This is a genomic window from Pseudaminobacter salicylatoxidans, from assembly GCF_003148475.1.
GTDB classification, from domain to species: Bacteria; Pseudomonadota; Alphaproteobacteria; order Rhizobiales; family Rhizobiaceae; genus Pseudaminobacter; species Pseudaminobacter salicylatoxidans.
In genome coordinates this window covers 173,556-197,826 of record NZ_QGGG01000007.1, presented here as the reverse complement: position 1 = coordinate 197,826, position 24,271 = coordinate 173,556, and the positions used below count along the sequence as shown (strand labels likewise).

Below are 24,271 nucleotides of genomic sequence, written 5' to 3'. Positions count from 1 at the left end.
CATGCCTGCTGAACGAGAAAACTCCGCCGCTGCGCGCTGGCTGACCATCGTCGGCATCGGCGAGGATGGTGTAGAGGGTCTTGGCGACGAGGCCAAGCGCTGCATTGCGACAGCGCAAGTCGTATTCGGCGGCAAGCGGCATCTGGCGCTGGTGGACGGGCTGGTGACAGGCGCGGCCAAGCCATGGCCAGCGCCGTTCGATGCCGGCATGCGGGCCGTGCTGGCGTTCTCCGGCCGCCCGGTCTGCGTGCTCGCCTCTGGTGATCCGTTCTGCCATGGCGTCGGCACCACGCTTGCCCGCCATGTGCCGGTTGCCGAAATGCGCGTATTGCCCGCGCCTTCCGCCTTCAGCCTCGCGGCCTCGCGGCTGGGCTGGGCATTGCCGGACGTCAGGACGGTGTCGCTGCACGGCAAGCCCATTGACCTCATCCGGCCGCTGCTGCACCCGAAGGCGCATATATTGGCGCTGACATCCGACGGCGACGGTCCGGCGGCGGTGGCAAAGCTGCTGCGCGAACTCGGCTTCGGCCTCTCGCGGCTGACGGTTCTGGAAGCGCTGGGCGGCCCCTCCGAGCGCCTGACGACGACGATCGCCGACACCTTCGACCTAAAAAACATCAATCCGCTCAACGTGCTGGCGGTAGAGGTTGAATCGAATTTTGAAGCACGCATCCTACCGCTCGCCCCCGGCATGCCGGACAAGCTGTTCGAAAATGACGGCCAGATCACCAAGCGCGAGATCCGCGCCGTCACGCTGTCGTCGCTCGCGCCACGTCGTGGCGAGCTTTTGTGGGACATCGGCGGCGGTTCCGGCTCCATCTCCATCGAATGGATGCTGCGCGATCCGTCCATGCGCGCCATCGCCATCGAGACCAATGCCGAACGCGCCGCCCGCATTGCCCGCAACGCCAGCGCCTGCGGCGTGTCCGGCCTGACGGTCGTGGAAGGCCGCGCGCCCGAAGCGCTTGCCGGCCTCCCGACGCCGGATGCCATCTTCGTCGGGGGCGGCGGCTCGGAACCCGGCGTCATGGACGCGGCGATCGCCGCCCTGCCCTCGGGCGGACGACTGGTCGCCAACGCGGTGACGCTTGAAATGGAAGCGCTGCTGCTTGCGCTGCAAGCGCGCCATGGCGGCGAACTGATCCGCCTGTCGGTGTCGCGCGCGGTTCCGGTCGGCACCATGCAGGGCTGGCGCCCGGCCATGCCGGTCACGCAATGGTCATGGACAAAACCATGATCGTGGCGGGTATCGGCAGCCGCAAGGGCGTCAGCAGGGAACAGGTTCTGGGGGCGATCAACACCGCGCTGGGCGTGCACGACCTCGACATTGCCCGGCTCGACGCGCTGGCGACCGGCAAGCTGAAGCAGCACGAGGACGCGATTTTTCAGGCAGGCCGGCAATTGCGCCGCGCCATCATCATCGTCGGCGACGCCGAACTGGCCGAAGCCGGCAAACGCGCCCGGACGCATTCGGAACTATCGTTGGAAGCGACCGGCGCGCCCTCGCTTTCGGAAGCGGCGGCACTTGCGGCGGCGGGTCCGGGCTCGCGGCTGCTCGGCCCCCGCATCGTGCGCGAGGCGGTCACCTGCGCCATCGCCATCAGTGGAGACAAAGCGTGACGGTTCATTTCATTGGCGCCGGCCCCGGAGCCGCAGACCTCATCACCGTTCGCGGCCGCGACCTGCTGGCAAGCTGCCCGGTCTGCCTCTATGCCGGCTCGATCGTCGCGCCCGAACTGCTCGCCTATTGCGCGCCGGGGACAAAACTGGTCGACACCGCGCCGATGTCGCTCGACGAGATCGAAGCCGAATATCTGGCGGCACATGACGAGGGCAAGGACGTCGCGCGCCTGCATTCGGGCGACCTTTCGGTGTGGAGCGCGGTGGCCGAGCAGATTCGCCGCCTGGAGCGCCACGGCATTGCCTATACGATGACACCCGGCGTGCCGTCCTTCGCCGCGGCCGCTTCGGCACTAGGCCGCGAGCTGACCATTCCGGCGGTGGCGCAATCGCTGGTGCTGACGCGCATTTCCGGCCGCGCCTCGCCCATGCCGGAAAAGGAAAATCTGGCGGCCTTCGGCGCGACTGGCGCGACGCTTGCCATCCATCTTGCCATCCACGCCATCGACCGCGTGGTGGAGGAACTGACGCCGCTCTATGGGGCCGATTGCCCGGTGGCCATCGTGTTCCATGCCTCTTGGCCGGATGAGCGCGTGCTGCACGGCACGCTCGGCACGATTGCGGCAAAGCTGGCCGAAGACCCGATCGAGCGCACGGCGCTGATCTTCGTCGGGCCATCGCTTGCGACACAGGATTTTCGCGAAAGCTCGCTTTACGATCCCGACTATCAGCGCCGGTTCAGGGGACGCGATACGCTATGAACGGGCGCGAAGGGCGCATGCCCCCTCAACTCGCCTTCGCGGTTGAAGACCAGGATTTCGAGTTCGATGTCCGCGCTCTTCAAGACTGGCGCGGCCGTGCGCCACGCGCCTGCGGCAATGGCATCGCCAAGCGGAACGCCCTCGGCCAGAGCCAGCGAAAAGGCCTCTGCCACGGTGTTGGCACCCGTTATGCGCGCGGCAAGCTCCTCGCTCGCGCCGGCTTCCGCGGCAACGGCGGCCAGTCCTTCCAGATCGGCCCTGCCCCTGTTGGAATGCACGTCCAGCATGCCCTGCGCCAGCTTGGTCATCTTGGCCACGCCGCCCGCAATGGTGACGCGCGCAACGGGGTGCGCCCGGATATATTTCAGCATGCCGCCGACGAAATCGCCCATGTCGATGAGCTGCACTTCATGCAGGCCGTGCAATTTCTGGACCGCCAGTTCGGACGCGTTGCCGGTGGAGCCCGCGACATGGGTAAAGCCCATGGCGCGCGCCACATCGACGCCGCGATAGATGGAATGGATCCAGGCCGCGCAGGAATAGGGAATGACGATGCCGGTCGTGCCCAGTATCGAGATGCCACCGAGAATGCCGAGACGCGGGTTGAGCGTTCGCTGCGCCATCTCCTCGCCGCCGACCACGGAAATCTCGACCTCGAAATCGGCGCTCTCGCCGGCGATCTGATGCACCGCCTGCGCGATCATCTTGCGCGGCACGGGATTGATCGACGGTTCGCCCGGCGGGATCGGCAGGCCCGGCCGCGTCACTGTGCCGACGCCCGGCCCGGCACGGAACACAACGCCGCTGCCTGGCGCGCCACGCCGCACCCTGCTTTTCACCAGCGCGCCATGCGTCACATCGGGATCGTCGCCGGCATCCTTGACGATACCGGCCATCGCCTCCCCCTCGCCCGGTTCGGAAACCGCCAGCGCGAAGCTCACCGCATTGCCGCCGGGCAGCGTGATCTCCACCGGATCGGGGAAATTGCCGGTCAACAGTGCCGTACAGGCCGCCTTGGTTGCGGCGGTGGCACAGGCACCCGTGGTCCAGCCACGACGCAGGGGAGCTTCTTCGGAGGGAGCTTGTTCGGCGGTCATGGCACAATCTATAGGCTTGGCGACGCTCCGCGTCATCGTCGAAAGCGGCATTCATGAGTCTCGAAAAAGCTATTTCACGTTTAAAGCATGAGCCGAAGGTGCTCGAACCCGGCCATGTCTGGCTGGCGGGCGCGGGTCCGGGCGATCCCGGCCTGCTGACGCTCGATGTGCTGTCCGCGCTCGATCAGGCCGACGCCCTCGTGCATGATGCGCTGGTGTCGCCGGAAATCGTCGCGGTTGCGAGCCAGGCCGAGAAATTCTTCGTCGGCAAGCGCGGCGGCAGGCTTTCCATTCCGCAGGACGACATCAACGCGCTTCTGGTGAAGCTGGCGCGCGAGGGGCGCAAGGTGGTGCGGCTGAAGGGCGGCCATCCCTTCATCTTCGGCCGTGGCGCGGAAGAGGCGCTGGTGCTGACCCGCGAAAACATTCCCTGGCGGGTGCTGTCGGGCATCACCTCGGCCTTCGGCGGCCTGACCTCGGCGAGCATTCCGGCGACCATGCGCGGCGTCAATGGCGCGATCATCCTGGCCACCGGCTTTGCCGCCGTCTCCGACGACCGACCGGACTGGGCCGCCCTTGCCCGCACCGGCCAGCCCATGGTCATCTATATGGGCCTGACGCATATGGCCGAAACCGTGGCCGAACTTCTGGCGGCGGGCCTTCCCGGCGAAACGCCGGCCGCGCTGGTCGAAAACGCCTCCCTGCCCGAAGAGCGCACCGTGACCACGACGCTCGGCAAGCTGGTGGAGGCGGCAGAGCGCGAAAACGTCGTTTCACCGGCGCTGATCGTTGTCGGCGGCATCGTCGCCATGCGTGCCGAACTGCTGGGGCAGCCATGAGCGCGCGCGGCCTGATCATCGGCGCCCCGCGTTCGGGTTCCGGCAAGACGAGCGTCACCATCGGCATATTGCGTGCGCTGGCGCGGCGAGGCCTGAGCGTCGGCGGCGCGAAGTCCGGTCCCGACTATATCGACCCCGGCTTCCACCACGCCGCCACCGGCCGGCCGGGCGTCAATCTGGATAGCTGGGCGATGTCGCCGGCGCTCCTCAACGCGCTGGCGGCAAATGCCGCGTCGCAGGCCGACATGATCGTGCTGGAAAGCGCGATGGGCCTGTTCGACGGCATTCCGGGAGCGCCCGGCCGCTCGGGCTCGGCCGCCGACCTTGCCCGGCTCTACGGCCTGCCGGTGCTTCTGGTGCTCGACGTGTCGGGACAGTCGCAGACGGCCGCGGCCATCGCCAAAGGCTTTGCCACCTACGATCCGCAAGTGCGCATTGCCGGCGTGGTTCTGAACCGGCTCGGCAGCGAGCGCCATTTGCGGCTGGCCGGCGAGGCGATCGAGGCGATCGGCCTGCCTGTCGTCGGCGCCGTCATGCGCGACACCGCGCTGGCGCTGCCCGAACGCCACCTCGGACTGGTGCAGGCAGGCGAGCATGCCGATCTGATGGCGCATCTCGACCGCCTCGCCGACATGGCCGAGCGCTCGCTCGACCTCGAAGCGATCATGGCGCTGATGACGCCGCTTGCACCGCGAGGCATTGATTTTTCCGATGCGCTTCCGCCGCCCGGCCAGCGCATCGCGCTGGCGCAGGACGCCGCCTTCACCTTCGTCTATCCGCATGTCGCCGCCCATTGGCGCAAAGCGGGCGCGGAGATCGTGCCGTTTTCGCCGCTGGCCGACGAGGCCCCGCGCGACGATTGCGACACCTGCTGGCTGCCCGGCGGCTACCCGGAACTGCATGCAGGCACGCTGGCCGCCGCGCAGAATTTTCGCGCAGGCATGCGTGCCTTCGCGGCGACGCGGCCGGTCCATGGCGAGTGCGGCGGCTTCATGGCACTCGGCGAAACGCTGGTGGACGCTGATGGCGAAACCCATGAAATGCTTGGCCTGCTCGGCCACTCCACCAGCTTCGCCAGGCGCAAGATGAACCTCGGCTACCGGCAGGCGACGCTGCTGGCCGACTGCCCGCTTGGACAGAAAGGCATGCTCGTGCGCGGCCATGAGTTCCACTATGCGCAGGTCGTCTCGCACGGCTCGGACGAAAAGCTCGCCGCACTGGCGGATGGTCAGGGCAACCCGCTGGGCGCGGCCGGCGGCCGTCGCGGCCATGTCAGCGGCACTTTCTTCCACGCAATCGCGAGAGGCTGAGCGGTGGGCGGCGGGCTTTTCGACAAGGCGGCCAGGGACTTCGCCCTCGCGCTCGTCTTCCTGACCCGCCTGCCGCTGCCGCATCTCGATTTCAACGGCCGCAGCCTGTCTTCCGCGCTATGGGCCGCACCGATCGTGGGCGTCGTGGTGGCACTGATCGGCGGCGGCGTCTTCGCCATCGCCACATGGCTCGGGCTCGCCGCCGGCGCGGCGGCGGCATTGGCGCTCGGCGCCACGATGCTCACCACCTTCTGCCTGCACGAGGACGGCCTTGGCGACACCGCAGACGGTTTCGGCGGCGGCCACACGCCCGAGCGCAAGCTGGAGATCATGCGCGACAGCCGCGTCGGCACCTATGGCGTCGCCACGCTGGCGCTTTCGATCCTGCTGCGCTGGAGCGCCCTTTCCGAACTTGCCGGCGTGGCGCAAATCTTCAGCGCCCTCATCGCCGCCCATGCCGCCTCGCGCGCGCTCATCCCCGGTTTCATGCATTTCCTGCCCTCCGCCCGCACCAAAGGGCTGGCGGCCGATGCCGGCGCGCCTTCCGCCGAAGTTGCAGTGATCGGCGCGGTGATCGGCGCAATCGCCCTGCTTCTGCTCGGCCTGTCCGGTGCGGTGGCTGTCGCCGCCCTGCTCGTCCTCTGGTTCCTCTTCCTGCGCTGGTTGTGCCTCGCCCAGATCGGCGGCCACACCGGCGACACCGTCGGCGCGCTGCAGCAGGGCGCGGAAATCCTCGTCCTGCTTGCGGCAAGCGCAATCCTTGTTTGACCTATCGGAGCCCCACGATGACCTTCGCTTCTCTCGACGACCTGCGCGCTGCCTGCGAAAACCTGCCCATGGGCAGCGATGCGGCGGCCGAAGCCGTCGTCCGCCGTCAGGACATGCTGACAAAGCCGCAAGGCAGCCTCGGCCGGCTCGAAGCGATTGCCGCATGGCTGGCGCGCTGGCAGAGCCGCGACATGCCCAGGCTGGACAAGGTGAAGGTGATCGTCTTTGCCGGCTCGCATGGCGTCACCGCGCAGGGCGTTTCGGCCTACCCTTCCGAAGTCACCGTGCAGATGGTGGCGAATTTCGCCGGCGGAGGGGCTGCCATCAACCAGCTCGCCCGCATCGCCGGAGCCGAACTGGCGGTGGTGCCGCTCGAGATCGAACGCCAGACCGGTGATTTCACGCAGGAACCGGCGATGGACGAGGAGGACTTCCTCGCCGCCGTCTCGGCCGGTTACGAGGCGGTCGGCAAGGACACCGACCTGATCTGCTTCGGCGAAATGGGCATCGGCAATACCACGCCGGCGGCGGCCATCGCGGCTGCACTTTTCGGCGGCGGCGCGGAAAAATGGACGGGCCGCGGCACCGGCGTCGACGATGCGGGGCTGAAGCGCAAGGTGACGGCCATCGAAAAGGGCCTCTCGTTGCATGCAGCCTCCCTCTCCGACCCGCTGAAGGTCGCAGCCGCTCTCGGCGGGCGCGAGCTTGCGGCGATCTTCGGCGCCACGCTTGCCGCGCGCCGGCACGGCGTGCCGGTGCTCCTCGACGGTTTCGTCTGCACCGCAGCCGTCGCACCGCTGGCAAAACTCCACAACGCAGGGCTCGCACACGTGCTTGCCGCCCATGTCTCGGCCGAGGCGGGCCATCGCGCGCTGCTGGAGGCGCTGGAACTGAACCCGCTGTTCGATCTCGGCATGCGGCTCGGCGAAGGCTCGGGCGCCTGCCTTGCGGTCAACATCGTGCGCTCGGCGCTCGAATGCCATGCGGGCATGGCGAGCTTCGCCGAAGCCGGCGTTTCGGAGAAATAGCGCTTCCCGGTGCCCTCTGCGGGTTGGGGAACCAATCGGCGGAACTGCCGTTGTGGTGCCATCACCCCAAACGAGGATTTTCCGAATGGCTTCCACTTTCTCCAAGCTCCGCGATAACATGACCGACGATCTGGAAGATCAGATCGCCAGCCTGCGCCACGAAGTCTCGTCGCTGAAGAAAGCCTTGTCGAAGCGCGGCGCGGCGGCCCTTGCCGATTCCCGCGAACACGCCTCGGAGTTTCGCGATCACGCAACCGATCTCTACGACGACTTCATGTCGCGCATGCATGATGCCGTTCCCAATCTTCAGAGGCACGGCCGCGAGATGCGTAAGGTGGCGCGCGACAATCCGGTTGCCACGGCGGTGGTGGGCCTTGCGGTGCTCGGCCTCGTTGCCGGCCTGTTGATGCGCCGCTGACCGTCAGCCGCCTACAGGTAACATTGCACCGCGCGGCGGCTGCGCTTGCTATAGGCGCTGCGCTCGCCGCATTGCGAGCCGTCTATCATGAGATCGTAGGGGCACTGGCAATCGCCTTCCTGCGGTGCGCGTATGGGCTTGCGCGCGCCGAACAGTGATTTCACACCCGAAAACAGCGCATCCGTCTGCGGCCGCGGCGGCGTATAGCCCTGCGGCCGGATCGACGCCGGCGGCACGGTTCGCACGGCCGCCTGCGCAACGGGCTTGCCGGCTGCCCCCACCCCGGCGCTCGGGCGCGGTGCCTCCGGGCTTGCCGGATGAAGATAGTCGGCAAGGATCCAGCCCTTGCGGCCGCGCGCCGAGACGAGCTGCCATTTACCGTCGCGCAGGATCGGCTTGACCGCTTCGCCGACATTCAGCGTCGCCACGATGGGCGCGCTCACGCCGGCGGTGCCGCGCATGTTCACCCGTGTCGTGGTGTAGAGCGCATTGTCGGGTGCCTGCCTGGGCAGCGGATGCTCCGGCCGCGTGACCGAACTGGTGACGAGTTCGGACGGGCGCATGGACGGAGGCACGATCGCCTTCGGCGTGGATGGCGTCGGGCTCGCAGCCGGTTTCTGCGCCGGCGCGACCGCCGCCGCGCTCTGCCGTTTCGGATCGGCCTTGTGCGGGGCCGTTGCAACAGGGCGATGGGTTTGCGTCTTGCGTTGCGCGGGCGGCTCCTGGGTCATTGCCCATATGCCCGCACCCACGGCACCGATCAACAGCCATCTGAGTTTTGGAAGCGCGAATCCAGCCATGGCCACACCATGGCGCGAAGGTTTTAAAAGGCGGTTGACGCGGAAGCTTTCGTCAGGCCGCCTGCCCCGCGCACCAGCCGGACGACCATGCCCATTGAAAATTATAGCCGCCGAGCCAGCCGGTGACGTCCACAACCTCACCGATGAAATAGAGGCCGGGCACCGAGCGCGCCGCCATCGTCCTGGAATCGAGGTCGCGCGTATCGATGCCGCCCAGCGTCACCTCGGCAGTGCGATAGCCTTCCGAGCCGGCGGGCTTGATGCGCCAGCCATTCACCATCTCCGCCACGCGCCGCAACTGCCTGTCGGGAATGTCGGCGATATTGCCGGGCAGGTTCGCCTCTTCCGCAATCGACTGCGCCAGCGCCCTGGGAAGATGCGCGGCCAGCGCCGTCTGCAACGCCTGCCGGCCGTTGGCCGCGCGCGCCTGCCGCAGCGCTTCGAACAGGTCGGTTTGCGGCAGCATGGAGATGCCGATCTCGTCGCCCTCGCGCCAGTATGACGAGATCTGCAGGATCGACGGCCCGCTGATGCCGCGATGGGTGAACAGCATGGCTTCCCTGAACGCCGTCTTGCCGCAGGAGACGGCAGCCTCCTCCACTGCCACGCCCGCCAGCGGCTTCAGCCGCGCCAGCGTGTTCTGGTCGAAGGTCAGCGGCACCAGCGCCGGTCGCGTTTCCAACACCCGCAGGCCGAATTGCGCGGCGATGTCATAGCCGAAACCGGTCGCACCCATCTTGGGGATGGATTTGCCGCCGCAGGCCACCACCAGCGACTGGCAGCGCAGCCTGGTACCATTCACTCCCAGCAGGAAGCCGCCATCGACCTTTTCGATGTGCTCGGCGCGCGTGGCGAGCCGCAGTTCGGCGCCATGGCGCTTCATCTCGCCGACCAGCATGGCGATGATCTGCGTGGCCGAACCGTCGCAGAAAAGCTGCCCGAGCGTCTTTTCGTGATAGGCGATGCCGTAATGCTCGACCAACCCGATGAAATCGCGCTGCGTGTAGCGGCTGAGCGCCGAAATGCAGAAATGCGGGTTCTGCGACAGGAAATTCTTCGGACTGGCGTTGAGATTGGTGAAGTTGCAGCGGCCGCCACCGGAAATGCGGATCTTTTCGCCGGGCTTTGGCGCATGATCGACCACCAGCACCGAGCGGCCGCGCTTGCCCGCCTCGATGGCGCACATCATGCCGGCCGCACCCGCCCCGATCACCACGACATCGACTGTTTCCAAACGCCACGCTCCTTTACCGTGCCGGTCTCCTATACCAACATGGCGATGAAAGGGAGTGACGCCTTGCCGCTGGCCCATGCGAATGATCCAGGAGCACGATTGCCGCAAACCGGAGACGGCCGCATATCAGCGCCATGACCGCCAACCAATCGATCGCAAAAGCCGCTTTCTGGATGGGCTGCTCGCTCACCTGCACGCTGCTCATGACGGTTTCGGGACGCGAGACGACGCGCGAACTGGGGCTCTTCCAGGTCATGGAAATGCGCTCGCTCATCGGGTTGGCGCTGCTGGCGCCGCTGGTCTGGCGTGCCGGCGGGCTTGCCGCGATGAAAACCAGGCGGCCCGTGCAGCATCTTGCGCGCAACGTGGCCCACTATGCCGGGCAATTCGCCTGGCTCTACGCCATCACGCTGATCCCGCTCGCGCAGGTCATCGCCATCGAGTTCACCACGCCGATCTGGACGGCCCTGCTGGCCATGATCTTTCTCGGCGAGCGCATGAACGGCTGGAAGACGGCGGCCATCGTCCTCGGCCTTGCCGGTGTCACGGTCATCGTGCGCCCGAGCACCGCCGGCATAGAGCCGGGGCAGTTCGTGGTGCTGGGCGCGGCCCTTACCTTCGGCATATCGGTGGTTCTGGTGAAATCGCTCACCCGCACCGAAAGCGCGGTGCGGATCATCTTCTGGATGCTCGTCATCCAGTCAGTCATCGGCATCGTCCCGGCCCTGTACGATTGGCGCTGGCCCTCGGCCCAGGTCTGGCCCTGGGTGGTGGTGATCGCCTTCGCCGGCTCCTATTCGCATTATTGCATGGCGCGCGCCCTCTCCCACGCCGATGCGACGGTGGTGATGCCGATGGACTTCCTGCGCGTGCCGCTCACCGCATTGCTCGGCTTCCTCGTCTATGCCGAAGTCATAGACATCTACACGGCAGCGGGCACCGCGCTCATCCTCTGCGGCAATCTCTTCAACCTCGGCAGCCGGCAGTTGCGCCCGACCGCACCGGCCTGAAAGCGTCCCATGGGTGATTCGCAGGAATTGCGGCGTTCTCGTGCCCCGGTTTCGCCTTTCCCTGCTGGCAGGCAGGTCGCAGTCTCGCGAATCATGTCGAAAACAAGGAGGGACAGTATCATGCACAAACCGAAGCTCGCCGCTCTCGCACTGGTATTTCCGCTGCTGGCGGCCTGTTCGGAAACCGGATCGCAAAAGGTTGCCGCTACGCCGCCCCCGCCCCCGCCCGTGGATGCCACGCCGATCACCGGCACATGGTGCAGCCCTGCTGGCGGGCGTTTCTCGATCTCACAGGACCGGTTCGACAGCCGCGAGAACAAATGCGCCATCACCCGGCTGAACAATTTTCAGGGCACATTCACGGCGTCGCTTGCCTGCGAGGGCGAAGGACAAACGTCCGAGGAGGCCGTGACCATCTCGCCTGTGGACAAATCGCTGCACATCACCTTCCTGTCGCGTGCCGGCAAACGCGCCATCGTAACCCCCTGCGGGTGAACGGCGCTTTGCTCCGCTAGAGTATGTTGCAGCCAAGTGGAATCACCTGGCGCCGCACACATGCGACAAGATCAATCGGCAGGCCATGATGTCGTCCGAAAACCGCTTCACACCTTTCGGCATCATGGTCTGGCGGGGCAAAGCCAGCGCCAGGCATGGCAGTTCAGCGATCGCCCTCTCTTGAGGAAAAGCGCGAACATTCGCGCCCAAGGCGTAGATCGGATTGCTTATTGCGGGAAGAAAATGGTGGGTGTGCACAGGATCGAACTGTGGACCCGCTGATTAAGAGTCAGCTGCTCTACCAACTGAGCTACACACCCACTCGCCACCGGCGCGCCGGTGATGGGCGCGATATAGCCATAGCTTTCCGGCCTGTCCACCCTCAATTTTACATTTGTCGCGAAAGTTTCAGATCACTCTCCGCCCGATCACGCAAAAAGCAGGCCTTCCGCCACTTTCACGGCATGTCCGCCGATGCGCGCGGCAATCATTTTTCCACCCTCGGCATCGATTTCGAGTCGGATTCGCGAAGGACGGCCCATTTCCATGCCCTGTTCGATCCAGAATCGGTTCGGTCCCTCGTCCAGCTTGTCGAATCGCGCGATGGCGCCCGAGAAGGCCGCAGCAGCAGAGCCGGTCGCCGGGTCCTCATAGGAAGGCCAGCCCGGAACGAACATGCGCGCATGAAACGAACTGTCGTGGCGCACGGTATCGCGCGTATAGACATAGGCGCTGGCCGCCTTGCCGTCGCCGCGCTTCGGCGACAGGTCCATCCAGGCCTCGTTATCGAGCCGGACCCGGCCGATGACGTCCATGCCCGAAACCGGCACGGTGATGTAGGGCACGCCCGCCGTCCACAGGCCGACGCGATGATTCTCGAAGCCGATCTCATGCGGCCCGAGCCCGAGCGCTGCCCCCACCACTTCCGGCTCGATGCCGAGGTCGAGCGCGCGGGGCATTTCCGGCAGGTCGAACTCGGCGAAGCTGCCGCCATCCGCGCGCGAGACCGCGCAACGCAGGAGGCCGATATTCTCTTCCAGCACGATGAGCTGGTCGGTGCCGTCATGTGCGGCCAGTTCCGCCAGCGCGATCGCCGTGCCCACGGTGGGGTGGCCCGCAAAGGGCAGTTCGAAGGCGGGCGTGAAGATGCGCACGCGCGCCTTGTGCCTGGGCGCGGCCGGCGGGGAGACGAACGTCGTCTCGGAATAGTTGAACTCGCGTGCGATTTTTTGCATCGCGACCTCGTTCAGCCCCTCCGCATCGAGCACGACAGCGAGCGGATTTCCGGCCAATCGCTCCTGCGTGAACACGTCATAGACCAGATATCTCCTGCCCTTCATGGCCGTTGTTCCCTTGCCTGCATCCCAACATGAGCGAAATTTAACTTGTAATCGCGACCCGCAGCCACGAGTTGTCGCACTGTTGGGACATTTGAATATAGGGGGCCGCCATGGACCAGGTTGTCAATCGGCCAATGACGGAAACTCCGGACGGCATCGAGGCCGCACTCGGACTGAACGGCAAGACAGGCACGCGCAGGCGTGACCGCCGCTGGCTCTATGCGCTTTGCGCGCTGGCGGTGGCCGGCGGCATCGGCGCCTATTTCTGGGCTTCGCCTTCGTCCGCGAAGATCACCTACACCACCGTCCCGGCCGAAACCGGCAACCTGACCGTTGAGGTATCGGCGACAGGCACGCTGCAACCGCTGACGCAGGTGGATATTTCCAGTGAGCTTTCGGGCGTCGTGCGCGCCGTCGCCGTGCGGGAGAACCAGCAGGTGCGCAAGGGCGACGTGCTGGCCGAGCTCGACACGACCCGCCTCGTGGCGCAGATCGAGCGCGCCGAAGCGTCCGTCAAGGCGGCCGAGGCCAAGGTGACCGATGCCCGCACCACGCTGAAGGAAAGCGAACAGGCCCTGGCCCGGTCCAGGCAGCTTGCCCAGCGCGGCATGGTGGCTGAGCAGGCGCTGGAAAGCGCGCAGGCCGCGCGCGACCGCGCCGACAGTGCCGTCGCCAGCGCGGATGCGAATCTGGCCATCGCGATTGCCGATCTGAAGCTGCAGCAGGCCGATCTCGAAAAAAGCACCATCTATGCGCCGATCGACGGCATCGTTTTGACCCGCTCGGTCGATCCGGGCCAGACGGTCGCCTCCTCGCTGCAGGCCCCTGTTCTGTTTGTCATTGCCGCCGATCTCAGGCAGATGGAACTGAAGGCGGCGATCGACGAGGCCGATATCGGCTCCGTCACCCCCGGCCAGAGGGCGCGCTTCACCGTCGATGCCTTCCCCGACAAGCGCTTCGATGCCGAAATCCGCGACATCGCATACGCCTCCGTCACCACCGAGGGCGTGGTCACCTATGACGCGCGCTTCGATGTCGACAACAAGGAGCTTCTGCTGCGTCCGGGCATGACGGCGACCGTCGCGGTCGTCACCCGCGAAGCAAACGACGTCATCACCGTGCCGAGCGCGGCCCTCCGCTACCGCCCACCCGCCACTCAGGAGCGCCGTGGCTGGAGCCTGCAGAACATGTTCATGCCGCGGATGGGCCGCCCCGGCGGGCGTCAACGCCAGGCCGCAGCGGACGGCACGCGCACTCTCTATGTGCTGAAGGACGGCGAACCCAGCCCGGTGCGGGTCAGGACCGGCTCCACCAACGGCGAGGACACCGAAATCCTGTCCGGCATCCAGATGGGCGACCTCGTCATCACCGGCTCGCAGACGCGGAACTGAGGCCATGACGGAAAAGCCGCTGATCACCTTCGGGAAGGTGCGCAAGAGCTATGGCGAGGGCGAGGCGCGAGTAGATGCGCTGGCCGGCGTGGACCTGACCATCCAGCGCGGCGAATTCGTCGCGATCATGGGGCCTTCCGGTTCGGGCAAGTCGACGGCCATGAACATCATCGGCTGCCTCGATACGCCGACCGCCGGCCGATACGGCTTCATGGGCGTCGATGCCGGGCGGCTGGACCGTAACCGCCGGGCCGTTCTGCGCAACCTCTATATCGGCTTCGTCTTCCAGGGCTACAATCTGCTGCCGCGCACGACCGCGGTGGAAAATGTCGAGCTGCCGCTGATCTATCGCGGCGTGCCGCATGGCGAGCGCCGCAGGCTCGCCATCGAGGCGCTGGAGCAGGTCGGGCTTGCCGGCCGCCAGAACCACACGCCAGCGGAGCTATCGGGCGGCCAGCAGCAGCGCGTGGCGATCGCGCGCGCCATCGTCACCACGCCGATGCTTCTGGTGGCCGACGAGCCCACCGGCAATCTCGACACCGCCCGCAGCCACGAGATCATGGAGCTGATGACGCGGCTGAACAATGATCTGGGGCTCACCATCGTCATGGTCACGCACGAGCCCGACATCGCCGCCTATGCCAAACGCACCATCGGCTTCCTCGATGGGCACATCGCCTCGGACGAGATGAACCGGGAGGCCGCCTGATGATCTGGGAAACCGTAAAGCTTGCGCTGCGCTCCATCCGTCGCAATGTGCTGCGTTCCTTCCTGACGCTGCTGGGCATCGTCATCGGCGTGGCGGCGGTGATCGCCATGATCACCATCGGTTCGGGCACCACGCAGAAGGTGAAGAACGATATTTCCAAGCTGGGCAGCAATCTTCTGGTGGTGCGCGCGGCAAGGCCCGAGCGGGGTGGCCTGGCCTCCTTCACGCCACGCCAACTGGAGGAAAAGGACCTTGTCGGGCTGCGCAAGGGGCTGACCAACGCCAAGGCGGTGTCTGCCGCCTCGCAACGCACGGTTCGCGTCGTCTATGGCGCCGACAACATCGCGGCGAGCATCACCGGCACCGACAACGACTTCTTCACCGCGCGCGACTGGAACATCGCTTCCGGCCGCAGCTTCACCGAATCGGAAGTGCGCGGCGGCACCGGCGTGTGCATTCTGGGCGAGACCGTGCGTCGGCAGTTCTTCGGTGCGGGCGATCCCGACGGCATGTCGATCCGTGTCAACCGCACGAGTTGCAAGGTCATCGGCGTGCTCGAAAGCAAGGGCACCTCCGGCTTCGGCCAGGATCAGGACAATGTGGTCATGATGCCGCTTGCCGCCTTCCAGCGGCGCATCGCCGGCAACCGCAACATCGACGCCATCTATGTCGCGGCACAGGACGGCTACGCCACGTCGGATGTGCAGGACAGCATCGAAACGATCATGCGCGACGCGCGACGCATCGCCCCGGACGCCGACGACAATTTCGAGGTGCGCGACATGACCCAGATCGCCGACGCCATGGCGAGCGCCACCACCACCATGACCGGTATGCTGGGGGCGCTCGCGGCCGTCAGCCTGCTGGTCGGCGGCATCGGCATCATGAACATCATGCTGGTATCGGTCACCGAGCGTACCCGCGAGATCGGCATCCGCCTCGCCATCGGCGCGCATGAGAAGCACATCCTCATCCAGTTCCTGGTGGAGGCGACCGTGCTGTCGCTGCTGGGCGGGCTGATCGGCATCGCGCTCGGCCTGTCGCTGGCCGGCCTCGCTGCGGTAATGATGTCCATCCCCTTCGCGCCGAGCATCCCGGTCATCCTGCTCGCGGTCGGCTTCTCGGCGCTGATCGGCATGGTGTTCGGCTTCTTCCCCGCGCTTCGCGGAGCACGGCTGAGCCCTATCGACGCCCTGCGGCATGAGTAACGCCCCGTCCTTCGTGCCGGAGGGGTCGTAACGAAAGCCTACTGCGTCCTGGAAAAATGCCAGTCGATCAAAGGCAGCATGTGCGGCTTGAGGCCTTCGGGCAGGTCATCCTTGCCGCGAATGACCACCGGCCCGACGATTTCCGGCTCGGGATCGGCCGCCACGAAGGCGCGGATACCAGCCGCGATGTCATCGGCGTCGGCATCGAGGAAATAGCGGCGGAAGATCACCGTGCCGCGCGCGGTCGAAAGCGCGTGATACAGCGGCTCGCGCCGAGCCATGCGAAGATCGAGGCCGGTTTCTTCCTCCACCTCGCGCATCATGTTGAGATCGACATCGGCCCCGCCGTCGACGAAATCCACCGGCTCGAACGAGCCTGCGGCGAAATAGACGCTGCCGGCATTGACGGTGTGGCCGCCCATGCGGATCGCCACCAGCGCATTGTCGCGCGAAACAAGCATGGCATGCGCAAAGGCATGTTCGGCCGTCGGCACCGGCTGGTGCCTGCGCCACAGCATGAAGGTGGCGAAGCGGATGGCGTGGCAGCGCCCTTCCAGCCGCCGGTTCGTGTAGGCGAGCCGCGAAAGCAGCATCACCGTGCCGTCGAACAGCGCCGGATTGGCCGCTGTCTCCGCCTGCCAGTTGCGCTCGATCGCCCCGGCGTTCTCGCTCTCGAACGGATGCGGCCCCGGATCAAGCCGGACATCCACCGCATCGACCGGCAGGATGACATTGCGCGGAATATCGAAACTCATGGCTCACCTGATGCTGAGTGTTACCGCGACCGGGCAGTGATCGGAGGCTTTCGGCCGGTCCCAGCCGGCGCGCGGATAGCGCTCCACCTCCTGTCCGGGCGGAAAGACGGTTCGCCAGGGCTGCCCGCCGCGCACGATATCCGGCACCACATCGGCATTCGCGCGGGCAAGCGCCGGCGACAGCAATATATAGTCGAGCTGACACAGATGTCGCTCCTCCGGTCCGCGCGTGTGATAGAGCGTCCAGCGGTCCAGCTCAGGCCGCCGCTCGACGATATTCTGCGCAAAGCCGTCGGCCAGCAGCACATCGAGGCTCGACACGGTTTCGTTCACAACCTCGAAATGAAAGCCTGAAAAGGCATCCCCGGAAATGACGGTGCGCTGGCGATAATCGTTGAAATCACCGCAGATCACCCAGCGCTTGTCGCCTGCGTGGTCGCGGCCGAAGCGATCCTCGATGATGCGCCGCACGGCCGTTGCCTCGGCAAAGCGGATCGGCATGGAGCCTTCCCGGCCGCTCAGGCCGTTGCGGCTGCCGGTCATGGACTTCAGATGCACCGAGTAGATGGTGAGCGGCCGTCCCGCGATCTTCACATCGACTTCCAGGCAGTCGCGGCGGAAGATGCGCTCGAAGGGCTCGATGCCGAGCGCGGTCAATTCGGGCGTATGCAGGCCGAATTCCTCGAAGGTCACATGCGCATGGCTGGTCATGCGCACGAATTCGATCGGCTCGCCGTCGGCGGTTTCGGTGCGCATCATCACGGCCACGTCGATCCCGCGTGAATCATTGCCGGCGGTCGTGTATTTCTGGCGGTAGCCCTGCCCGATCATCTTGAACAGATAGCCATATTCGAAGGCCCTCAGAGCCTCGATATTATCCACCTCCTGCATGCAGATGATGTCGGCGCGCGTCTCGGCGACGGCCAGCGCGGTGAGTTGGCGCGCATCGTCGGCATGAGCGATGGCGCGGGCCTGCTCGAGACGCCTGTATTCGGCCTCGTCCTTGATCTCGAACAGGGCGAGCGTCCGGTCCTGGTTGAGCTGGTTCCGAAAACCGGAGAAGTCGAACCGGTTCATGAGGTTTTCGACATTGAAGGTGGCGATGCGCAGCGACATGGAGCGAGTCAGGACCCGTTGATCTGGTCGAAAAGGCGTGAAGCCGTCCGCCCAGCTTTGCCTGCAAGCACGCCCGAACACAAGACCGCGCCCCGCGTCACTTAATCGTGTGCGGCGGAACCCCGGCATGTGGCCATCCGTTACTTCCGTTGGTTCGAAACAGCCGGATCCCTCCGGTCATTGAATACCCGCCGGGAAGGCTCATTCGAGCGATTTTCCACGGAGATAACGATGAAACGGCATCTCTCTTACCTGGCGCGCTCCGGCGTCATCGCCTTTGGCGCGCTTGCCGGCATGTGCATGCCGGTGGCCGCTGGCCCGATCGACCAGCCTTCCCTCATCTTTCCCCCGGCGGTCAACATGAATGCCAACCAGAGCGGTCTGCAGAGCTCCGTTCTGATGAGCCGGGCCGGACAATCCGGGGCCTCGCTCCAGAACGCCGCCTGGATACCGCATGGCGGCGGCGGTGGCTGGCACGGCGGTGGTGGCTGGCATGGCGGCGGCGGTGGCGCTTGGCATGGCGGTGGCTGGAGCGGCCATGGCGGCATGATGATGGTGCGCCCCAGTGGCGGAGGCATGAGCTTCGGTGGCCGACACGCCATGAGATGGAACGGCGACTGGCGTGGCCATCACCATCGCCACTTCCGCGACCGCGATGACTTCTTCTTCGATGGCGGCTTACTGGGCTTCGGACTGGGGCTGCCGGTCTATGGCGGCCTGTATGACGACTATTATGACTACGGCCCCGACTACTATGCCCCGTACTATTATGCGCCTCGCTATCGCGTGAGCATGTCCAGCGCACATGTCAGGTGGTGCGAAAGCCGCTACCGGTCCTACAGGCCCTATGACAACACGTTCCAGCCCAATTACGGGCCGCGCCGCCAGTGCGTGTCACCCTACGATTGAGCACGGCCCGCAAGATATATGACGGAAAGCGGCGTCGCTTCGGCGCCGCCGCTGACGCGCTCCTTAAACCTTTTTTGAACCGCCTGTCGTAAGAAGGCCTCCCAATCGGATTCAATCGACGGGAGACGCACATGACGGAACCGGAAGGGGCGGAAAACCGCCGTCTGCACCGCCAGCGGGTGTTCAAAGGCGCCTCGATCCTCACCGGCGTTGCCAATTCCGAGATCAAATGCGTGATCCGCAACATGCACAAGGATGGCGCGGAGCTGAAGATTTCGATCGATTCGCGTGTGCCGCAGGAATTCCTGCTCTACGTGCCGGTCGATGGCATCGCCTATGAAACGGTCGTGCGCTGGCGCAAGGAAGATCGTGTCGGCGTGCAGTTCACCGGCACCCGGCCCAAGCCGGGCTGGCACTATGGTTAGGATCAGGAGCAAAATCACCTGAAACGAGGAAAGCCGGCGCATGACGCCGGCTTTTTCTGTCCGAAGACCTGCAACGCTCCCGTTCGATCCAGACGAAGCCTCCACCATCGCCCCCACGCATCCCGGCGGAGCCGGAACGCGCGGGGAGGAAGCCCTGGGAGGCGGCTTGATCCCGGTCCACCTTGGAGCCAGATCGATCTCGCTCCAAAGCGTTGCGTTGGAAACATGACCCTATCCGAAAAGTCCGCAGCGTTTCACTTGCGCGGGCCTTCGGTCCGGGATCGTGCTTTAGTTCTTGGCCTTGTCGACAAGCTTGTTCGTCGAGATCCACGGCATCATGCCGCGCAGCTTCTCGCCGACCTGCTCGATCGGATGCTCGTCATTGAGGCGGCGGGTCGCCTTGAAGCGGGCGGCGCCCGAGCGGTATTCCTGCATCCATTCGGACGTGAACCTGCCGGTCTGGATGTCCTTGAGCACGCGCTTCATCTCGGCCTTGGTCTCGGCGGTGATGATGCGCGGACCCGACACATACTCACCCCACTCGGCGGTGTTGGAGATCGAGTAGTTCATGTTGGCGATGCCGCCTTCGTAGATCAGGTCGACGATCAGCTTCACTTCGTGCAGGCACTCGAAATAGGCCATTTCCGGCGCGTAGCCGGCTTCCACCAGCGTCTCGAAGCCGGCGCGGATCAGCTCGACCAGACCGCCGCAGAGCACCACCTGCTCGCCGAACAGGTCGGTTTCGCACTCTTCGCGGAAGTTGGTCTCGATGATGCCCGAACGGCCGCCGCCGACGCCGCATGCATAGGAAAGCGCGAGGTCGAGCGCGTTGCCGGAAGCGTCCTGATGAACGGCGACCAGGCACGGCACGCCGCCGCCCTTCTGATACTCGCCGCGCACGGTGTGGCCGGGGCCCTTCGGCGCGATCATGACGACGTCGACCGTCGACTTCGGCTCGATCAGGCCGAAGTGCACGTTGAGACCGTGGGCGAAGGCGATTGCAGCGCCGTCACGGATGTTCGGGGCGATTTCGTTCTTGTAGATGTCGGCCTGCAGTTCGTCGGGCGTCGCCATCATCATCAGGTCGGCCCACTTGGCGGCGTCGGCCACGCTCATCACCTTGAGGCCGTCGGCCTCGACCTTCTTGGCGGTCTGCGAACCGGCCTTGAGGCCGATCACGATTTCCTTGGCGCCCGAATCCTTGAGGTTCAGCGCATGGGCACGGCCCTGGCTGCCATAGCCGATGATGGCGACCTTCTTGCCCTTGATCAGATTGAGATCGGCGTCGCGATCGTAATAAACGCGCATTTCGTCTTCCTTCCCTTGCGGTGTTTCAGAGGTCGGCGCTCGCCGCCCCGGTTTGTGCTCCATAAAGAGCGAGGAACTGGCGCGTCGCTTCGGCCGCATCCCGGTCGATCTCCGCGTCAGTCGGTTTCAACCGGTCGCCCAGCAGCAACCGGATCTGTACATCCCGGGCAACCAGCCCGAAAAAGGTCCTGAACGCCTCCTCGGCGTCATCGAAGGCAAGCAGGCCCGCCTCGCGGCCGGCAAGAAGAACGGGTTTCAGCCGCCGCCCCATGGCGAGGCGTCCATTCTCCAGCACAATCGCCCCAAGGTCACGCTTGTCGGAGCCGGCATGGGCAACGGCCACCCGGTTCAGCGCGATGGAGGTGTCGCTGGAAATGACGTGCAGCCAGTCCGATGCATAGCGCTCAAGGTTTTCCGTCAGCGACGGCATATCGAGGCGGGAGCGATCCACCGATGCCACGCGCACCTTGGAAGCCTGCCACTGCACGGTGGCGGTCAGCAGGCCGTCGCGGTCGCCGAACCATTTGTAGAGCGTTTCCTTCGAGCAGCTCGCCCGGCGCGCCACGGCGGTCATGGTCAGCCGGTCGCCCTCTTCCACCAGGAGCAGAAGAACAGCATTCAGAACGTCCTTCTGACGCTCCGTCAGCTCTTCGCCGCTGTTGATCTCGAAGCTGGTCTGCACCGCCCTGGTCGTCCTGTTTCCGCTCGTGAATGCGTTCGCCTGCAACCGTACCGTACGTTACGGTTCTTGAACTTATGCCGAAACGCCGGGGCATTGGCAAGCGTATTTCTGCGCTGTCGCGGTCAAACAGATCGTGGTGACGGAACGGTCGGCGCGCGAAGGGCCGGCCACGCCCTCAGATGGCGACTTGTGTCCCGATCTCCACCACGCGCCCGGTCGGGATCTGGAAATATTCCGTCGCGTCGGAGGCGGTGCGTGCCAGCCCTATGAACAGCCGGTCCTGCCACACCGGCATGCCGGAATTGGGCGAGGCCTTCAGCGAGCGCCGCGACAGGAAGAACGACGTTTCCATGATGTCGAACTTCCAGCCCTGCTTGCGGCAGATCACCAGCGCCTTGGGGATATTGGGGTGCTCCATATAGCCGAAGGTCAGCGACACGCGCATGAAAAGCTTGTTGATCCTCTCCATGCTCACCCGCTCGCTCGGCGGCACATAGGGCTGCGGCGCGGTGACGACGGTGAGGATGACATTGTTGTCGTGCAGCACCTTGTAGTGCTTGAGGGAGTGCATCAGCGCCGTGGGGGCGCTTTGCGGATCGCTGGTCAGGAACACGGCGGTTCCGGGTACGATCTGCGGCGGCTTCTTGTCGAGGTTCTCGGCCAGGAAGTCGAGCGGCACCTCGTTCTTGCGGGTCTTTTCAAACAGCAGGCGGCTGCCGCGCACCCATGTGCCCATAACGGTGATGACGAATGCCGCCACCAGCAGCGACGCCCAGCCACCGTCGAAGACCTTCACGATGTTGGAGGCGAAGAAGCCGACATCGATAAAAGCGAATATGGCGATGAGCCCGGCCACCATGCCGAGCGGCCATTTCCAGATGCGCCGCATGACCACGAACAGCAGGACCGTCGTCACCAGCATGTTGCCGGTCACCGAAATGCCGTAGGCGGAAGCCAGGTTGCTGGAGGCCTGGAAACCGACGACCAGCAGCATGACCCCGATCGCCAGAAGCAGGTTGATCCGCGGCATGTAGATCTGGCCGAGTTGCGTTTCGGAGGTGTGCTGGATCTCCAGCCGGGGCAAAAGATTGAGCTGCACGGCCTGCCGCGCCAGCGAATAGGCGCCCGAAATCACTGCCTGGCTGGCAATGACCGTCGCGGCCGTCGCCAGGCCGACCATCGGAACCAGCATCCAGCCTTCATTCATTTCGAAGAAAGGCTGGCCGATGCGTCCCGTATTTGCCAGCACATAGGCCCCCTGCCCGAAATAATTGAGCAGCAGGCACGGAAAGACGATGGCCAGCCAGGCCAGTACGATGGGCCGGCGTCCGAAATGGCCGAGATCCGCATAAAGCGCCTCCGCGCCGGTGACGGCCAGGAAAATCGCGCCGATCGTCACGAAAGCGACGCTCGGCGAGTCGGAAAGCAGATCGACGATGTAGATCGGATTGAGCGCGGCCAGTATCGACGGCGCGTCGGCGATGTGCCGCGCCCCCGAATAGCCGATGCTGAGGAACCAGACCAGCGTGATCGGACCGAACACGGATGCGACGCGGCCCGTGCCGAAGCGCTGCACCGAAAACAGCACCGCCAGAATGACCAGCGTCATCGGCACCACATAGGGCTCGAAGGATGGCGTTATCACGCCCACGCCCTCCACCGCAGAAAGCACCGAGATTGCCGGCGTGATGATGGAATCGCCGAAGAACAGCGCCGTTCCGCAAATGCCGGCCGCCAGGATAAGCGGCGTCCGTCCGCGGAAGCTGGTCTGCGCAAGCGCCATCAGCGACAGCGTGCCGCCTTCGCCGCGGTTTCCCGCCCGCAGCACGAAAGTCACATATTTCACGGTGACGATGATTGTCAGCGCCCACACGATCAGCGACAGCACGCCAAACACGGCTTCCTCCGAAGCCACCGCGCCGCCGCCGGAAGAAGCGGCAAGCGCCTCGCGAAAGGCGTATATCGGGCTGGTGCCTATGTCGCCATAGACGACGCCGAGCGCGCCCAGCATAAGCAGTTTCGTATTCTGCGCTTCCAGACTGGTGGGGACTGCCTGTTGTATCGGTTCCGCATCTGCACCCAAATTGGTCTGGGCCATACGTGACACTCCGTGAGGCGGCGGGCTCTACTCCTGTCGGGCCGCAAGATCAACAGTCATGTTGGTGCGCTCTTCGTGGAACCTCCCCCTCGATCTCGGCGTCAGGCCCCAGGATCCTGGACCTGCCAGCCGCACGCCCTCAGGAAACGACGGGTCGTTTCCGCCATCCCGTATTGAAGCGCATCGGCCGTCAAACCGTGTCCGATCGACACTTCGGCCAGCGTCGGAATCTGTCTGGCCAGCGCCGGCAGATTGGCGACGACCAGATCATGCCCGGCATTGACCGCAAGCCCCGCCGCGAAAGCGGCATCGGCGGTTTTTCCGAGCTTTTCCAATTCCTTCCCGGCTTTTTCGGAATCGGCATGGCAAGCGCCGTAAGGCCCCGTGTAAAGCTCGATCCGATCGGTGCCGGTATCGCGCGCGGCCGACACCTGCGCAGGGTCGGGATCTGCAAACAGCGACACGCGAAATCCCCCTTGCTTCAATCGTTTGACAATCGAAGTCAGGAACGCGTGATGCTCGACGAAGTTCCAGCCGTGGTCGGAGGTCGCCTGTGCCGGATCGTCCGGCACCAGCGTCACCTGATCCGGTTGATGTTTTTCCACAAGCTGCAGGAAATCCTCGGTGGGATAGCCTTCGACATTGAATTCGGCCTGCGGAAACTCGTCGTCGATCAACGCCCGCAATTCCGGCAGGTCGGAAAAGCGCGTGTGGCGCTCGTCGGGGCGCGGATGCACCGTCAGCCCGTGCGCGCCCGCGGCAAGCGCAATGCGCCCCAGCCCGGTGACGCTCGGCCACGGCAGGTCGCGACGGTTGCGCAGCATGGCGACGGCGTTGAGATTCACGGACAATTTGGCGGGCATGGCTGCACCTCGTACTTTCACCTGCAACCTCTATAGCGTGTCCTATGGGAACAGACAGCGACTTTATGTGTTCCAGATTCAACCGAA

At 65.2% G+C, this 24,271-nt stretch carries 25 protein-coding genes and 1 tRNA gene; 15 read left to right on the top strand and 11 right to left on the bottom strand.

All coding sequences use genetic code 11. From position 1 onward, the window contains the following. Window position 1: 1 nt before the first annotated feature. From cbiE to cobM, 3 genes are read left to right on the top strand one after another with little or no spacing between them, the layout of a single operon-like run. On the top strand, window positions 2–1,237 hold the full coding sequence (gene cbiE, locus C7441_RS11955; protein WP_109613057.1) for a precorrin-6y C5,15-methyltransferase (decarboxylating) subunit CbiE: 1,236 nt from the start codon (window positions 2–4) through the stop codon (window positions 1,235–1,237). Continuing rightward, a complete protein-coding gene (locus C7441_RS11950; RefSeq protein WP_109613056.1) occupies window positions 1,222–1,620 on the top strand; it encodes a cobalamin biosynthesis protein in 399 nt (132 codons plus the stop codon). The genes cbiE and C7441_RS11950 overlap by 16 nt, the downstream gene beginning before the upstream one ends. Further along, window positions 1,617–2,381, top strand: a complete 765-nt coding sequence (gene cobM / locus C7441_RS11945; RefSeq protein WP_109613055.1) for a precorrin-4 C(11)-methyltransferase — start codon at window positions 1,617–1,619, stop codon at window positions 2,379–2,381. The genes C7441_RS11950 and cobM overlap by 4 nt, the downstream gene beginning before the upstream one ends. Here cobM and C7441_RS11940 read toward each other — a convergent pair. Then, window positions 2,348–3,478 (bottom strand): cobalt-precorrin-5B (C(1))-methyltransferase, encoded by a 1,131-nt coding sequence (locus C7441_RS11940; protein WP_170125098.1) that lies wholly within the window; start codon window positions 3,476–3,478, stop codon window positions 2,348–2,350. The genes cobM and C7441_RS11940 overlap by 34 nt on opposite strands. Window positions 3,479–3,531: 53 nt before the next feature. Here C7441_RS11940 and cobA point away from each other — a divergent pair, with 53 nt between their 5' ends. The 5 genes from cobA (at window position 3,532) to C7441_RS11915 (ending at window position 7,841) form a co-directional block, all read left to right on the top strand. Continuing rightward, a complete protein-coding gene (cobA, locus tag C7441_RS11935) occupies window positions 3,532–4,317 on the top strand; it encodes a uroporphyrinogen-III C-methyltransferase (protein WP_109613053.1) in 786 nt (261 codons plus the stop codon). Further along, entirely contained in the window at window positions 4,314–5,627 is a 1,314-nt protein-coding gene (locus C7441_RS11930) for a cobyrinic acid a,c-diamide synthase CobB (protein ID WP_109613052.1), read from the top strand. The genes cobA and C7441_RS11930 overlap by 4 nt, the downstream gene beginning before the upstream one ends. A gap of 3 nt (window positions 5,628–5,630) precedes the next feature. Beyond that, window positions 5,631–6,395: an adenosylcobinamide-GDP ribazoletransferase gene (locus C7441_RS11925; RefSeq protein WP_109613051.1), complete on the top strand. Its 765-nt coding sequence runs from the start codon at window positions 5,631–5,633 to the stop codon at window positions 6,393–6,395. Between the two features lie 17 nt (window positions 6,396–6,412). Beyond that, window positions 6,413–7,423, top strand: a complete 1,011-nt coding sequence (gene cobT, locus C7441_RS11920; RefSeq protein ID WP_109613050.1) for a nicotinate-nucleotide--dimethylbenzimidazole phosphoribosyltransferase — start codon at window positions 6,413–6,415, stop codon at window positions 7,421–7,423. Between the two features lie 85 nt (window positions 7,424–7,508). Further along, window positions 7,509–7,841 carry an ElaB/YgaM/YqjD family protein gene (locus tag C7441_RS11915; RefSeq protein WP_109613049.1) on the top strand — a complete coding sequence of 111 codons (333 nt, stop codon included), beginning with the start codon at window positions 7,509–7,511 and terminating at the stop codon, window positions 7,839–7,841. 11 nt (window positions 7,842–7,852) lie between these two features. Here C7441_RS11915 and C7441_RS11910 read toward each other — a convergent pair whose 3' ends face one another. Beyond that, entirely contained in the window at window positions 7,853–8,572 is a 720-nt protein-coding gene (locus C7441_RS11910; protein ID WP_210205633.1) for an SH3 domain-containing protein, read from the bottom strand. Between the two features lie 121 nt (window positions 8,573–8,693). Further along, window positions 8,694–9,875, bottom strand: a complete 1,182-nt coding sequence (locus tag C7441_RS11905) for a BaiN/RdsA family NAD(P)/FAD-dependent oxidoreductase (RefSeq protein WP_109613047.1) — start codon at window positions 9,873–9,875, stop codon at window positions 8,694–8,696. Between the two features lie 134 nt (window positions 9,876–10,009). Here C7441_RS11905 and C7441_RS11900 point away from each other — a divergent pair, with 134 nt between their 5' ends. Together C7441_RS11900 and C7441_RS11895 are read left to right on the top strand one after the other, a co-directional pair. Further along, the gene (locus tag C7441_RS11900) at window positions 10,010–10,885 is read left to right on the top strand and encodes a DMT family transporter (protein ID WP_109613046.1); all 876 of its coding nucleotides are present in this window, start codon (window positions 10,010–10,012) and stop codon (window positions 10,883–10,885) included. 120 nt (window positions 10,886–11,005) lie between these two features. After that, window positions 11,006–11,380, top strand: a complete 375-nt coding sequence (locus C7441_RS11895; protein ID WP_019173998.1) for a hypothetical protein — start codon at window positions 11,006–11,008, stop codon at window positions 11,378–11,380. 244 nt (window positions 11,381–11,624) lie between these two features. Here the strand turns inward: C7441_RS11895 and C7441_RS11890 are convergent. Together C7441_RS11890 and C7441_RS11885 are read right to left on the bottom strand one after the other, a co-directional pair. After that, window positions 11,625–11,700 (bottom strand) — tRNA-Lys (locus C7441_RS11890). A gap of 108 nt (window positions 11,701–11,808) precedes the next feature. Continuing rightward, entirely contained in the window at window positions 11,809–12,720 is a 912-nt protein-coding gene (locus tag C7441_RS11885) for a PhzF family phenazine biosynthesis protein (RefSeq protein WP_109613045.1), read from the bottom strand. Window positions 12,721–12,830: 110 nt separating this feature from the next. Here C7441_RS11885 and C7441_RS11880 point away from each other — a divergent pair, with 110 nt between their 5' ends. Genes C7441_RS11880 through C7441_RS11870 form a run of 3 tightly spaced genes read left to right on the top strand, consistent with a single transcriptional unit; the run spans window position 12,831 to window position 16,028 of the window. After that, window positions 12,831–14,111 (top strand): efflux RND transporter periplasmic adaptor subunit, encoded by a 1,281-nt coding sequence (locus C7441_RS11880; protein ID WP_109613044.1) that lies wholly within the window; start codon window positions 12,831–12,833, stop codon window positions 14,109–14,111. Window positions 14,112–14,115: 4 nt separating this feature from the next. Beyond that, window positions 14,116–14,820 (top strand): ABC transporter ATP-binding protein, encoded by a 705-nt coding sequence (locus C7441_RS11875; RefSeq protein ID WP_109613043.1) that lies wholly within the window; start codon window positions 14,116–14,118, stop codon window positions 14,818–14,820. Next, window positions 14,820–16,028, top strand: coding sequence for an ABC transporter permease (locus C7441_RS11870; protein WP_109613042.1), 1,209 nt, complete (start codon window positions 14,820–14,822; stop codon window positions 16,026–16,028). The genes C7441_RS11875 and C7441_RS11870 overlap by 1 nt, the downstream gene beginning before the upstream one ends. A 38-nt stretch (window positions 16,029–16,066) precedes the next feature. Here C7441_RS11870 and C7441_RS11865 read toward each other — a convergent pair whose 3' ends face one another. Both C7441_RS11865 and C7441_RS11860 read right to left on the bottom strand, forming a co-directional pair. Next, window positions 16,067–16,783 (bottom strand): hypothetical protein, encoded by a 717-nt coding sequence (locus C7441_RS11865; protein ID WP_109613041.1) that lies wholly within the window; start codon window positions 16,781–16,783, stop codon window positions 16,067–16,069. Window positions 16,784–16,786: 3 nt separating this feature from the next. Next, window positions 16,787–17,899, bottom strand: a complete 1,113-nt coding sequence (locus C7441_RS11860) for an endonuclease/exonuclease/phosphatase family protein (protein ID WP_109613040.1) — start codon at window positions 17,897–17,899, stop codon at window positions 16,787–16,789. Between the two features lie 231 nt (window positions 17,900–18,130). Between C7441_RS11860 and C7441_RS11855 the strand changes: the two genes are divergently transcribed. Continuing rightward, entirely contained in the window at window positions 18,131–18,808 is a 678-nt protein-coding gene (locus C7441_RS11855; protein ID WP_170125097.1) for a BA14K family protein, read from the top strand. A gap of 131 nt (window positions 18,809–18,939) precedes the next feature. Next, entirely contained in the window at window positions 18,940–19,233 is a 294-nt protein-coding gene (locus tag C7441_RS11850; RefSeq protein ID WP_109613039.1) for a PilZ domain-containing protein, read from the top strand. A 288-nt stretch (window positions 19,234–19,521) separates the two neighbouring features. On the opposite strand, the gene ilvC is transcribed toward C7441_RS11850, so the two are convergent. From ilvC to C7441_RS11830, 4 genes are all read right to left on the bottom strand, one after another. After that, the gene (gene ilvC / locus C7441_RS11845; RefSeq protein WP_019171560.1) at window positions 19,522–20,541 is read right to left on the bottom strand and encodes a ketol-acid reductoisomerase; all 1,020 of its coding nucleotides are present in this window, start codon (window positions 20,539–20,541) and stop codon (window positions 19,522–19,524) included. Window positions 20,542–20,566: 25 nt separating this feature from the next. Beyond that, window positions 20,567–21,223 carry a TetR/AcrR family transcriptional regulator C-terminal domain-containing protein gene (locus C7441_RS11840; protein ID WP_109613038.1) on the bottom strand — a complete coding sequence of 219 codons (657 nt, stop codon included), beginning with the start codon at window positions 21,221–21,223 and terminating at the stop codon, window positions 20,567–20,569. A 175-nt stretch (window positions 21,224–21,398) separates the two neighbouring features. Then, the gene (locus C7441_RS11835) at window positions 21,399–23,321 is read right to left on the bottom strand and encodes a potassium transporter Kup (protein ID WP_109613037.1); all 1,923 of its coding nucleotides are present in this window, start codon (window positions 23,319–23,321) and stop codon (window positions 21,399–21,401) included. A gap of 101 nt (window positions 23,322–23,422) precedes the next feature. Then, window positions 23,423–24,184, bottom strand: a complete 762-nt coding sequence (locus C7441_RS11830) for a pyridoxine 5'-phosphate synthase (RefSeq protein ID WP_109613036.1) — start codon at window positions 24,182–24,184, stop codon at window positions 23,423–23,425. Window positions 24,185–24,271 lie beyond the last annotated feature (87 nt).